This window comes from Microbulbifer mixtoriginis (SeqCode), assembly GCF_052468275.1.
In genome coordinates this window covers 212,730-225,851 of the sequence record NZ_CP174341.1, presented here as the reverse complement: position 1 = coordinate 225,851, position 13,122 = coordinate 212,730, and the positions used below count along the sequence as shown (strand labels likewise).

Genomic DNA, 13,122 nt, shown 5'->3' with positions numbered 1-13,122 from the left:
TATGCCGCTCGGGATACGCATTTTTGCCGTCTATTTCCTGTTTGTAGGGCTGGCCGGTTGGTTTGTATTGGGCACGGTGATGGATGAAATTCGCCCCGGCGTGCGCCAGTCCACTGAGGAAACCCTGGTGGATACCGCTAATCTATTGGCGGAAATCCTGCGCGATCCGGTGATCGCCGGTAACTTGGCTCAAAGTCATTTACCCGAAGTGCTTAAAGCCTATGGTCGTCGCCGCCCGGAGGCGAGTATCTGGGGGTATACCAAGAGCCAGGTCAATCACCGCATCTATGTCACCGATGCCAGCGGTACAGTATTACTTGACTCCAGTGGCCTCGCTGTGGGGCGGGATTACTCCCGTTGGAACGATGTTTATCTGACCCTGCGTGGCGATTACGGTGCCCGATCTACCCGCGAAGACCCCAATAATCCAGATTCTTCCGTCATGTATGTGGCGGCGCCAATCCGCGATGGCGAACGGATTATCGGTGTGGTTTCGGTGGCCAAGCCCAATCAAACCTTGCAGCCCTATATCGAGCGTTCGCAGCGTCGCCTGATATGGCAGGGGGCGGGGCTGGTTGTACTCGGTTTGTTGGTAGGCGCCCTTCTGTCCTGGTGGCTCAGTCGTGCTCTGGGGAAACTCACCGATTATGCCCAGGCTGCCAGTACGGGCCGCAGGGTAAAACCGCCGCAGTTACCTAGTGGAGAGTTGGGGCAGTTGGCGGTGGCGGTAGAGCAGATGCGCGGTGAACTAGAGGGCAGGGACTATGTAGAGCGCTATGTACACACCCTGACTCATGAACTGAAGAGCCCATTGGCGGCCATTCGCGGTGCCGCCGAACTGCTTAATAGTGATATGCCGACCGAACAGCACCAGCGTTTTGTGGGTAATATCCAGCGGGAGGCCGAGCGATTGCAGCAGTTAAGCGAACGGCTACTGCATCTGGCCCAGGTGGAGCAGCGTCAGGGGCTGGAGGAGCGAGTGGCGATACCGCTGGCGCCGCTCGTTGAGGAGCTAATCGAGGCTCAGCGAGTTCGTATCAGTGCCGCCCAGCTGCATGTGGAGCAAGAGCTGGCACCGGCACTGCAGCTGTACGGTGAGCGCTTTCTGCTGCGGCAGGCCCTGGCCAACCTACTGGACAACGCGCTGGATTTTACCCCGGATGGCGGCCTGATTCGCGTCAAAGCCGAATGCTGTGGAGAATGGGTCAAGGTGTGCTTGTTCAATCGGGGCGAGGCAATCCCGGAATATGCCCTAGGGCGCCTTACTGAGCGCTTCTATTCACTGCCGCGTCCTGGGGGCGGGCGTAAGAGTACTGGACTGGGACTCAACTTTGTTGAGGAGGTGGCGGAGTTACACGGCGGTACTCTGTCGATCCGCAATGTGTCTGGTGGTGTCGAGGTCAGTCTAAATTTGCCCGCAGCCTGATGGGTAAAGTTACTTTCCACTGGCCCCCACACAATCTCCCCAGACTCTCCATATTGCCTCCATCGGCAATCCATACTCGCAGCTCAGACTGAGGTTATCGAAATTGGATACCGAGGTCTGAACCATGAACCGAGCCCTGGCTTTTAAATTGGGCGCTATTGCTGTTTTGATTTTGTTGCTTCTTATTCCACTGACCATGATCGATGGCCTGATCAGTGAGCGAAAGCGTTACCAGAGTGATGTGCTAAAGGATATTGCCCGCAGTTCCAGCTTTAACCAGCAAATTACCGGCCCTATTTTAGTGGTGCCCTACGTCAAGAAATACTGGAAGTGGATAACCAATGAAAAAACCGGTGAGAGGCACAAGGAGCAGCGGGAAGAGCGCGGCCACTTGTATTTCCTTCCCGAGCGCTTTGTCTTCGATGCCGACCTGACAACTGAGCGGCGTGCTCGGGGTATCTATGAGGCGCTTCTGTACCACAGCGATAGCAAGGTCAGTGGCTTGTTCCGAGTGCCGGAGAAACTGGGTTTGGGAGCGAATTTGGATCAGTACCGCTTTAGCACGCCTTACTTCTCGGTAGGTATCAACGATATTCGAGGTATCCGCAACGATCTGAAATTGCGCTTGAACAACCAGACATTGGAATTTGCCCCGGGCAGTCGTGCACCGATTCTCGGTGATGGTGTGCACGCTATGCTGCCAATGTTGGACTCGGAAGGCGGCCAAACCCTGGCGTTTTCCTTCGATCTCAAACTACAGGGTACCGAGCACTTCAGCCTGGTACCGGTGGGTCGTGACAGTCGTGTCATGATGAGGGCCGATTGGCCGCATCCGAGCTTCTTTGGCAACTTCCTGCCCAGTAGTAGAGATTTAAACGATCAAGGCTTTACTGCGGAATGGCAGACCAGCTTTTTCGCCACCAACTTGGAGGAGATATTGCAGCGCTGTATGGGCAGTGATCATTGTAATAACTTGATTAACAGCCGCTTTGGTGTGAGCTTCCTCGACCCAGTAGATCAATACCTAAAAACAGATCGCGCGATCAAATATGCGTTGCTGTTTATCACCCTGACCTTTGCCACCTTCTTCCTGTTTGAAATACTCAAGCGCCTGGCAGTGCATCCGGTGCAGTATGCCTTGGTGGGCTTGGCATTGGCGTTGTTTTACCTGCTTCTATTGTCTCTGTCGGAGCATATCGCTTTCATCAAAGCCTACATAATTTCCGCCGCAGCCTGCGTAGGCCTAATTGGTTTTTATGCCAGCGCGGTGTTGCGCAGTTGGCAGCGCGGTCTGGGTTTCGCGGGGTTGTTGGCCGCCCTATATGCACTCTTGTATGGTTTGCTCAGCGCTGAGGACTACGCTCTGTTGATGGGCTCGCTGTTAGTGTTCGGGGTGCTTGGCTGCACTATGGTACTGACTCGTCAACTGGACTGGTACAACGTCGGGCACAGCCCTACCCAGAGGGGCGGCGAGCCCGGTGGAGACGAACAACCGTAAGCTGGGATAAATCACTTCGGGGTGGCGTCTTGCCGCCCTGTTCTAGTTTTACCCGCCCAATTTCAGGATGTAATCCCACTCTTCCTGGCGCACCGGCTGTATCGACAAACGCCCCTGCCTGACCAGTACCATTTCCGCCAGCTGTGGATCCTTCTTGATTTCTGCCAGGGGTACTGGGCGTTTGAATTCGCTGCACCATGCCAGGTCCACACAGAACCAACGAGGACTATCGGCGCTGGCCTTGGGGTCGAAGTACTTGCTCTTGGGGTCGAATTGCGCCGGGTCCGCATAGGCGGTGCGCACTACCTCGGCGGTGCCCACCACCGCCGGCAGCTTGCAGGCGCTGTGATAGAACAGCACCCCATCGCCCACGGCGACCTGATCGCGCAAGAAGTTGCGCGCCTGGTAATTTCGAATACCATCCCAGCGACCGCTGCCATTGGCTTCGGCGGCGAGGTCTTGCAGGCTGTACTCATCGGGTTCGGATTTGAATAACCAGTGTGTCATGCGGCAGTTTGTCCCTGTGCTGCGCCGGTTGGTGTTTCGCCGGCGATCGGCGCCATTTAGTATGAAGCCATACAAAAGTGTCAAATCGGCGTTATTTTTTTACGCCTCTAGCGGGAGATTATGGGAAACAAAGCATTTCAGTGGCTTTCAGAGCGCCTGTCGAGCCACAGGTCCCAGTACTGGGCCCTGCAAATCAGTGGTTGGGCCGGCTACACACTGCTGACTTTTGTCGGTAGCTTTTTCTGGGTGAAGGACCACTGGATCCACTCGGGTTATATCGCTGTGGCTACTGTCGCGGGGATATTTCTCAGTGAAGCCATGCGCTTCGGCTTTCAGCGCCTCTGGAACAAGCCTCCGGCGACTCGATTCTTTGGTTCACAGCTGCTGGTGATTGGTGCAGCTGCTGTGTGGGCGGCAATCAAGTTTGGCGGTTCCCTGTGGTTGTACGGTAAGGACAGCGATGAGCATCCGGCCGTGCTGGCCATGTACTGGTTTTCCTATTCCTTCCTGATTCTCACCACCTGGGCGGCACTGTATTACGGCATCAAGTATTATCGATCTTCACAGACCCAGCGGGCCAAGGCTCTGCGTGCGGAATCCATGGCGCATCAGGCCCAGTTAAAGATGCTGCGCTACCAGCTGAATCCCCACTTTCTCTTCAATACGCTAAACGCTATCTCCACTCTGATCCTGGATAACGATGGGCGCACCGCCAACAATATGGTCACACGCTTGTCTCAGTTTTTGCGTCATTCCCTCGATAATGACCCCATGCAAAAGGTTACCCTGGCCAAGGAGGTGGAGGCCCTGATGTTGTATTTGGATATCGAGAAAGTACGCTTTGCCGATCGCCTTGGGGTACGGCTGGATCTGCAGGGCGACTCGCCCCAGGCATTGGTGCCCAGCCTACTACTGCAACCTCTGGTGGAAAATGCAATTAAATACGGTATCTCTCAACTGGAGAGCGGTGGCGAGATCAATATCAAGGCGCGAGTGTTCGCAGGGGAGTTACTGCTCGAAGTGAGCGACAATGGTCCGGGTATGCCGGAAGAGGAGTTGCGCCTGATAGGCAAAGGTTACGGTGTTGGTATTCGCAATACCTGTGAGCGCTTGCGCGCTCTGTATGGCGATGATCAGAGAGTGCGTTTCCACAACCGTCCACAGGGTGGGCTGTCGGTGAATATCCGCATTCCCTATGAACAGGAATAACGAGATGAGTGCAGTTGAAAACCTGACCGCAGTAATTGTCGATGATGAACCCCTGGCACGTCGCGGCCTGCGCCTGCGCCTGGAGCATATGTCCGGTGTCGATGTAGTCGCTGAGTGCGGCAACGGCCGTGAGGCTCTGGAAATTATTCTGCAGCTAAACCCGGATGTGGCGTTTGTGGATATTCAGATGCCTGGCGTCAATGGTCTGCAGCTGGTGCAGCAAATACCCCTGGAAAAACTGCCCCAGGTGGTGTTTGTAACGGCTTATGATCAGTATGCGGTGGAGGCCTTCGAGGTCAACGCGGTAGATTACGTATTGAAACCCATCGAAGAGGAGCGACTGCAACTGGCTCTGACTCGCGCACGGGAAAAAATGGCCACGGCGGATATCGCCATACAGCGCGAGCAGCTGTTGGAGGCGGTTGCGGATTTGACCAAGGAATCCCCGGAGGCACTGGAGCAGAAACTGGTCAGCGGACAGTTTGCCGGCAGCGCCTACCCGGATAAAATCGCTGTGAAGGACTCTGGTAAGATCACCCTAGTGCCGGCACGGGAAATCGACTGGATTGACGCTGCCGGGGACTATATGTGTGTACACGCCCAGGGCGAAACCCATGTGATGCGCATTACCATGAAGGAATTGGAGCAACAGCTGGATCCAAAATTATTCCAGCGTATTCACCGCTCCACCATCGTAAATTTAAGCCGTGTGCGGGAAATTCGCGCGCATATTAATGGTGAATATCACCTGGTGTTGGACAGTGGCGAGTGCCTGAAAATGAGCCGCAGCTATAAGAGTAAAGTGCAGCATTTTCTTTGAGGTATTTTTGCGCCTAGCAGAAATAAAAATTCACTCAGTAACCTGATCGAATATTCCCGACACTTTGTCGCAACGGCCTTGTTTGCAACTCCTATTGCATTAATCTTCCTTTCCCTAGCCCGCTGTTCTCCAGCCGCGGGCATATCGCACGGCACAGGAAGTGCGGTTATTGGCCCAGAGCTAGAGTGTCTGGAATAATGCCTATCACTCCCAGAAAAATGGTATTTTTTCCAAGAAAATAAATCGGGTGCGAACCGACCTACTAACTGCAGGTTTACGATCTCTGCACCAGTATTTTGTCAGAGACAGTGAAATAGATCAGGACATGTCTGGGTCACTGCCACACTAACCGTAAATATATAATTAAGGGCCTATGGAATGGCACTGACAAAAGCCGCTCTGAAAAATCCTGCTGCCGCCGGCGTGGTAGTGGTGTTCGCAGTCTTGCTGGGGGCTTTTCTTGCCAGCCGCTTACCAGTACAGCTTTTCCCCGATATCGAAAGCCCGCGTATTGTTATCCAGGCGGGCTGGCGTGCTGCCGCACCGAAAGAGGTGGAGGCAGAAATTGTCGAGCCGATTGAATCGGTTCTGCAGGGCCTTACCGGTCTGGAAACCATGGAGGTCAATGCTGGCCGTGGCGGTGCTTGGGTAAATCTCGAATTCAGTATGGGCACCGACATGGACAAGGTGCTGATCGATGTGATCAGCCGTATGAGCAGCTTGCCGCCTCTGCCGCGAGATGCGGAACCGCCGCGGGTAATGCTAGGTGGTTGGGGCGGTGGTACCAATGCACTTACTTATTTCTTTTTGCAGAAGCTGCCTGAAAATCCCAACCACCTAGACGACTATACCGGCCTGATTGAGGATGTGTTGCGGCCGGAGCTGGAGTCTGTGCCGGGTGTGGCAAGTGTGGAGGCCCAATCCGGTCGTGCCGCGCAAGAGGAACTGCAGGTTATTTTCGACCCTTGGAAAGCGGCTGATTTAGGTATTCAGTTGCCGGCGATCAGCCGTCAGTTGGCCTCGGCAAGAGATGTTTCTGGTGGTTTTACCGATGTCGGGCGTCGCCGCTACACACTGCGTTTTGTCGGTGAGTACAAGCCGGCGGATTTATCCGAACTGGTGCTGGAGTGGCGCGATGGCCAGCCGGTGCGCCTCGGTGATATTGCCGAGGTGCGTGTAGGGCCCTCTGAGCCCCGCGGAGTGGCCACACAAAATGGCAATCCGGCTGTCTCTATGCGCATCAACCGCGCAAACGATGCCAATATGCTTGCCACTCTGGAGCTGGTAAAACAGAAAGTGGAGGAACTGAATGAGACCAAGCTGAAAAACGAACAGCTGGTACTGGTGCAGTCCTTCGATGCCTCGGTATTCGTTTACCGCGCCCTCAATTTACTTGGCGGTAATATGATTTTGGGCATATTACTGGCGGTGGGGGTGCTCTGGTGGTTTATGCGGCGTATGCGCGCTACTTTGATTGTGGCAGCCGCTATTCCCATTTCCCTTTTATCCACCTTCGTTGTCATGTCTGCCGCTGGGCGCAGTGTCAATGTGATTTCCCTTGCTGGCCTTGCTTTCGCTACCGGTATGGTGCTCGATGCGGCAATTGTGGTGTTGGAGAATATTGTGCGTCTACGGGAAAAAGGCAGCAATCCGGAGGAGGCTTCGGAACAGGGCGCCGGTCAGGTTTGGGGCGCATTGCTGGCGAGTACTGCCACTACCGTAGCGATCTTCTTGCCGGTATTTTTTCTCAACAGTGTCGAGGGACAGGTTTTTGGTGATCTGGCTCTGACGATTGCAGTGGCAGTGGTATTTTCCCTGTTGGCGGCCATTGCCATAGTGCCACTGGCGGCAAAACTCTGGCTGCCCTCGATTTCCAGTGAGGATCGCCTGGCTCATGTGTGGGAGAAAATCGCCACTCGGGTTATGGCACTGACCGGTACCCGTGCGCGTCGCTGGCAGGTGATCGGTGGCTTTCTGCTGGTGCCTATTGCCGCAACTTATTTCCTATTACCCAATCTCGATTATTTACCGCCGGTAAAAAGGGATGCGGTGGATGTATGGATGAATTTCCCCGCGGCTACAAATACCAAAACTATCGAAAAGGATATCGTCAACGAACTGGACCGGCGCATGGCACCCTTTATGAGTGGTGAGCGCGAGCCGGCTCTCAAAAACTACTACATCATTACCTGGCCCAGCGGCGGAAATATGGGCGTGCGTGTTAAGGATATGGATCAGGCCAAGGAGATGGAGACGCTGTTGCGTGAGGAAATCCTGGTAGATATTCCCGACTTTCAAGGCTTCGCCGCAAGGGGCAACCTGTTTAGCCGCTTTGGTGGAGATCGCAATATCGCCCTACACCTGCAATCCCGTGATGCTGATGGATTAATGCGCGCGGCTGCCCGCGGTGTTGAAGTGGTGGAAGAGGTGATGCCGGGCACCCCAGTGCAGACTAACCCGGGTCTGTCTCTGTCTGAACCAGAGCTGACTGTGCGCCCTAACGACCGCGCCATGCTGGAGCAGGGTTGGAACCGCCAGGATATGGGGGGGCTGATTCGCACCCTCGGCAATGGTCTCTATGTGGGCGAATACTTCGACGGGGAAAAACGCCTGGATATGATTTTCAAGGCCAAGCCTTGGAGTACACCGGAACAGTTGCAGAATACGCCTTTGGTCACTCCCCGTGGAGAGGTGGTATCGCTGAGCCAGTTGGCGAGTGTGGAGCGCACCGTGGGCCCGGGCAATCTGCGTAGAGTGGATGGTCGTCGCACTATTACCCTGAATATTGTGCCACCGGATGACATCTCTCTAGAGGAAGTACGTGCCCAGCTTGAGGAAGAGGTGCTGCCGAAAATTCGCGAGGCTTTGCCCGAGGATGGCAGTATCCTGGTAGGGGGGAACGCTAGTGATTTGGATAAAGCTCTGGTATCTCTTTCACAGAACTTCCTGTTGGCGCTGTTGATTCTGTTCCTGCTGATGAGTGCTTTGTTTCGCTCACTGCGCGATGCTGGGCTGGTGCTGTTAACCGTACCGCTGGCTACTGTCGGCGGGGTCTTGGCACTGCAGTTGCTGAATCTGATCAGCTTCCAGCCCCTCGATCTTCTCACCATGATTGGTTTCGTTATTCTTCTGGGGTTGGTAGTGAATAACGCCATCTTGTTAGTACACCAGACCCGCTCAGCGGAAGGCGCGGGCGCCAGTCGGGTAGAGGCGGTGGAGCAGGCGTTGCGCCTGCGCCTGCGGCCGATCTTTATGAGTACCTTGACCAGCGTATTCGGCATGTTGCCCCTGTTGGTAGCTCCGGGCGAAGGAAGTGTGATCTACCGCGGTCTGGCCTCCGTGATTGTCGGTGGAATGGCGGTCAGTACTCTGTTTACCTTGATTTTATTACCGGCGCTGTTACAGACCGGTCGCCTGCCTGTGCCGCAATTTACCCGCTTGCGTCAAAGACTGGCCCTGAGGAGTTCCCAATGAAAAAGTTACTTGCCGGAGTAGTCCTGTCCCTCACCTCTGTGGGACCGGTTTTGGCCCAGAGTGGCGCCGTGGCGGTCACTGTGGATCGGGCTGAGACCCGCCAGATGGCAGCTAGCCAGTGGTCCGCGGGGGAGGTGGTGAGCCGTCGCGATATTCGTATTTCCTCTGAACTGGATGGCGTGTTGGAGTTTGTTGCTGAGCCCGGTAGCTTGGTAAAAAAAGGTGAGCGCCTGGCGCAGTTGGATGGAACCCATTGGCGCCTGCAGTTGCGCAATAGTGAAAGTCGTATTGCCCAGCTGAAGGCGCGTCTCACCTACCTGGACGCGCAGCTGCATCGACTGAGTAAATTGGCGGAAACCAACAGCACCTCCCGTGCAGCGTTGGAAGAACAGCAGGCCGAGCGCGAGGCGATGGCCCAGGATCTGTTAGCCGCACAGATTGAGCGGGACAGGCGCGCCTATGAACTTGGTAAGACCAACATTGACGCCCCCTTCGATACCCTGGTGGTGAGCCGCGAGTTGCAGGCGGGGGAATATGTCCGCACCGGCTCCGAGCTGTTGCGCGCGCTGGATATGTCCCAGCTGGAGGTGGAGGCAGATATTCCGTTGGCTGCTCTGCCCCTGATTGGTGCCGGCGACAGTATTTCGGTGCGCAGCGATGCCTTGTCCCTCTCCGAGAGTGAGCGCGCTAAAGCAAGGATTATCAGCGGTCATGTGCGCCAGTATGTACCTGTGGCCAGCGAAAACTCTCGCAGAGTTAAGCTGATGGTGCAGCTGCCCGGCAAGGCTTCGCAGCAGTGGGACTGGGTAGTGGGCATGCCGGTACAGGTGGCAGTCCCCCTGTCTGAGGCCCGCGACACCATGGCAGTTCCGCGTGACGCCTTGGTGTTGCGCAATGGCGAAACCTTTGTTTACCGTGTAGATAAAGAGGATAAAGCGGAGCGTTTGTCGGTTCGTGTTGGCAGTGGTGATGGAGAGTGGATAGCCGTTTATGGTGAACTCGCTGATGGCGATCGGGTTATCGTGCGCGGTGCCGAGCGCCTGCAGCCGGGGCAGGAGGTGAAGATATTATCAGAGGTGGTGCGCGATAAAGATGACAGCAGTGTTCTGGCGGTGGCTGACTGAAATATTGATACCAGTCTCTTTTAATTAAATTGGGGAACAGAGTTCCATGACAATACACTTCTGCGACATTTACTTGCTCGTCGAGGTGTCTTATGCGTTTCCTGCTTGCGCTGCTGTTACTGACGATTGCCTCAGCACCTCTCGCGGAGACGCAGGTGGTGCCCCTTCTGGACGGGGCGCGCCTTATCGAAGCCAACAATGAAATTTATTTCTATGCAGATGGATATTTCTACCGGCAGGGACCAGATGGTTACACCCGTGTGGAGCCACCACTCGGGGCTAGAGTGCCGGAAGTACCAACAGGCACATCCTTTTACCTCGGTGGCAAGGATTACCGGCGAGCGGGGAATGGTACTTTCTTCGAGTTTGACCCTAAAGACAACCAATTTGTGGTGGTTACCCCTCCGGCCAATTGGCGCAATTACAATCGCAATCCCCTAGCACCCGAAGTAAGAATTTACCCGCGTGCCTATCCGCCCAATTACGAATCTACCCGAGCCTATCCTCCTAAATACGAATCCTCCCGCAATGTCAGCCAGCTACGTCATTCGAGAAATGTCCGCCGCCCTGACAGAAATCTCGGCCGTAGGGAAGTGTTTTGTAAGGCCAGAGCAGCCAATCTGGTGAGAAGTGTGCATAGACCCGGAAGGGTATCTGTGGTTAGTACTCGCGCCTATCGCAGACAATACCTCAATTGTATGCGCAGCTATGGGCGCAGACGCTACTGAGCCCCCTTTAAGTTGAAGGGCCGAGAGCCTGGCCGCTCTCGGCTACACTCAAGAAATAAGCCCCTAGGGGCAAGGTCTTCCCCTTGCTGATACTGCTTCACGGACAGATGTGTATTTTATGCTGGGTGTTGGTGGTTACTTCTTTACTGATAAGCCTAAGACTCGCACCGGGCAACGACTTTCCCACTTTTTTCCGATCGCCTTCTGCCTGATTTTTTTCGCCCTTTGCTCTCTGGCCGCTAGTGCCCAGTTACCCGGTTCCAAGCCCAAGGAATTCAAGGCGGTGGTGCCTGAGTTTGCCGACCCTTCTGCAGATTGGTGGACCGGCTGGACCAATGCATCGCCGGAGCAGCGACGAGAGTGGCTACAAGCGATTAAAAAGGATTGGCAAGAGTGGCAGCAAGAATTACCTGAAGAGGATGAGGCGCTGCAAAAAGGGGCAAAAAAAATTACCCAGAGCCTGGAGGGGGTGGAGGTCACCTGGAAGAAGCGTCAGGAATATCTAAAAGTTGAGTTGATGCCGGAGGTGAAGTTTCCGGAAAACCCTAGTGTACTCGACTGGGCCCGCGCCGATGCGGCCATTAGCCGCGGTCAACGCCGCCTAAGTGGTGTGCAGCTAGAGGCGCGGCAGCTGCGCGCTAGTCGATCGCAATCCTTGGCGCAGTTGCGCAAGCAAGTAATTGTGCTGCGTGATGCCAAAGGTGAGGAAGAAGACCAGGCGGCACAAGCGCTGTTATTGGCGCAGATCAATCACCTGAATATTATTGAGCAGCTGGATACGGTGAATGAGTTTCTCGGCACCTGGCAGGAAAAAATCGAACTGTCGGAAACCAAGCTGCGCGGTATGCTCGACGACCTGCAGTTCAGTGAGAAGGATGCCGAAAAGCTGGAGAAATCCATCACCGACAGCGATAAGAAAATTGAGCGTATCGCCGCTACCCGCACCAGTATCCAGAGCACTACCGAGCCCTCCACTGACCCCGACGTCAATATGAAAAAGGACCTCACCCTGATGCAACTGGAGGTGGACCTTTTAGAGGAACACCTGGGTAAGCGCAAGAGTGAGTTACTACAATCCATCAACCGCGTATTGAATCCAGAAACTGGCGAGGAGACATTGGTTGTCAGTCGCGAGCTGCTGGAGAATGCCAATGCGGTGATCGATAGCACTTCGCGGGAGCTGGCGATCCGACAGCGGCAGGTGGTGGCTTGGCGCGATGAGGAGGAAAGTGCCGATCTGAGCCGTTGGTGGGCTTACTTTGAACGGATCGGCAGTGGTCTGGCGCGGGCCAACGACTTGGAGCAGGATATCCAGCGTTATGAGAAGGCCCAACTTGAAGTTTACCGCGAGCGCCAGGGCTGGTGGGCCACGGTTCGTGAACGATTGGCGCTGACCGGCCGCCAGGTATACAAACGCTGGCGCACTCTGGCGGATTACCAGCTGTTTACTATCACGCAAAACCCAATCACGTTGCGCCTGATTGCCAGGATGGCATTTGTGTTGGTCTGCGCCTGGTTGCTGTCGGTACTGACTCGCGCCTTCCTACGCCGGCTGGTACGCAGGGAACACGCCAGCGAATCCTCCATGTATAACCTGAGTCGCGTTTTGCACTACACCTATATCGGCGTTGCCCTGATTGTGGTGTTGAGTATGCTCGGCCTGGATACCTCCAAGCTGGCACTGGTGGCTGGAGCCCTATCTGTAGGTATTGGTTTTGGCTTGCAGGCTATTTTTTCCAATTTCATTTCCGGGCTTATTTTGCTGTTCGAAAGGCCCTTGAAGGTTGGGGACTTGGTAGAGCTGGAGTCCGGTGTTTTTGGCCGAATCCGCGATATCAATGTACGTTCAACCCGTATCACCACCCGCGACAATGTGGATATCCTGGTACCGAATACCGAGTTTGTCGCTGGAAGGGTGATTAACCATACCCTCGATGACCCGGTGCGTCGTATTCATGTGTCCTTTGGTGTTTCCTATGCCTCCGATCCAGACTTGGTGCGGGAAGCTGCACTGGAGGCCGCCTCGCGGGTCAATATCACTCATACCGACTGGAAGCGTAAAACTGAAGTCTGGCTGATGGAATTTGGCGATAGCGCGCTGAATTTTAAGCTGGTGGTATGGGTGAACAGTAACATGGTCACTTCTTTGGGTGACTCCTATGCGCTTTACAATTTAGAACTGTTGCGGGAATTTCGTGAAAAGGGTATCGAGGTGCCTTTCCCACAGCGGGATCTGCACCTGCGCAGTTGGGATGCACCGGCAATGATTACTCGCACAGGGAGAAAGTAGTAGCCCAGGGAGAGCATCGGGCTTGAGTTGCGGTGAACAGGCGTAG

9 protein-coding genes are annotated in these 13,122 nt (G+C 54.9%); 8 read left to right on the top strand and 1 reads right to left on the bottom strand.

The features are described 5' to 3' along the window. Position 1: 1 nt before the first annotated feature. Both creC and creD read left to right on the top strand, forming a co-directional pair. Positions 2 to 1,426: a two-component system sensor histidine kinase CreC gene (gene creC, locus ACJJIC_RS01060; protein ID WP_444908585.1), complete on the top strand. Its 1,425-nt coding sequence runs from the start codon at positions 2 to 4 to the stop codon at positions 1,424 to 1,426. Positions 1,427 to 1,550: 124 nt separating this feature from the next. Continuing rightward, positions 1,551 to 2,924 (top strand): cell envelope integrity protein CreD, encoded by a 1,374-nt coding sequence (creD, locus tag ACJJIC_RS01055; RefSeq protein WP_444908586.1) that lies wholly within the window; start codon positions 1,551 to 1,553, stop codon positions 2,922 to 2,924. Between the two features lie 48 nt (positions 2,925 to 2,972). Here the strand turns inward: creD and ACJJIC_RS01050 are convergent, their stop codons facing one another. Beyond that, positions 2,973 to 3,431 (bottom strand): EVE domain-containing protein, encoded by a 459-nt coding sequence (locus tag ACJJIC_RS01050; protein WP_444908587.1) that lies wholly within the window; start codon positions 3,429 to 3,431, stop codon positions 2,973 to 2,975. 120 nt (positions 3,432 to 3,551) lie between these two features. Here ACJJIC_RS01050 and ACJJIC_RS01045 point away from each other — a divergent pair, with 120 nt between their 5' ends. The 6 genes from ACJJIC_RS01045 to ACJJIC_RS01020 all read left to right on the top strand — a co-directional run bounded on the left by ACJJIC_RS01045 (position 3,552) and on the right by ACJJIC_RS01020 (position 13,076). After that, positions 3,552 to 4,640, top strand: coding sequence for a sensor histidine kinase (locus ACJJIC_RS01045; RefSeq protein WP_444887884.1), 1,089 nt, complete (start codon positions 3,552 to 3,554; stop codon positions 4,638 to 4,640). 4 nt (positions 4,641 to 4,644) lie between these two features. Continuing rightward, positions 4,645 to 5,460: a LytR/AlgR family response regulator transcription factor gene (locus tag ACJJIC_RS01040; protein ID WP_252084319.1), complete on the top strand. Its 816-nt coding sequence runs from the start codon at positions 4,645 to 4,647 to the stop codon at positions 5,458 to 5,460. A gap of 378 nt (positions 5,461 to 5,838) precedes the next feature. Continuing rightward, positions 5,839 to 8,934, top strand: a complete 3,096-nt coding sequence (locus ACJJIC_RS01035) for an efflux RND transporter permease subunit (protein WP_444908588.1) — start codon at positions 5,839 to 5,841, stop codon at positions 8,932 to 8,934. Then, the gene (locus tag ACJJIC_RS01030; protein WP_444887886.1) at positions 8,931 to 10,058 is read left to right on the top strand and encodes an efflux RND transporter periplasmic adaptor subunit; all 1,128 of its coding nucleotides are present in this window, start codon (positions 8,931 to 8,933) and stop codon (positions 10,056 to 10,058) included. Before ACJJIC_RS01035 ends, ACJJIC_RS01030 begins: the two co-directional genes overlap by 4 nt. Before the next feature lie 92 nt (positions 10,059 to 10,150). Continuing rightward, positions 10,151 to 10,786 (top strand): DUF6515 family protein, encoded by a 636-nt coding sequence (locus tag ACJJIC_RS01025; RefSeq protein ID WP_444887887.1) that lies wholly within the window; start codon positions 10,151 to 10,153, stop codon positions 10,784 to 10,786. Positions 10,787 to 10,904: 118 nt separating this feature from the next. Then, positions 10,905 to 13,076: a mechanosensitive ion channel family protein gene (locus ACJJIC_RS01020; RefSeq protein ID WP_444910993.1), complete on the top strand. Its 2,172-nt coding sequence runs from the start codon at positions 10,905 to 10,907 to the stop codon at positions 13,074 to 13,076. Positions 13,077 to 13,122 lie beyond the last annotated feature (46 nt).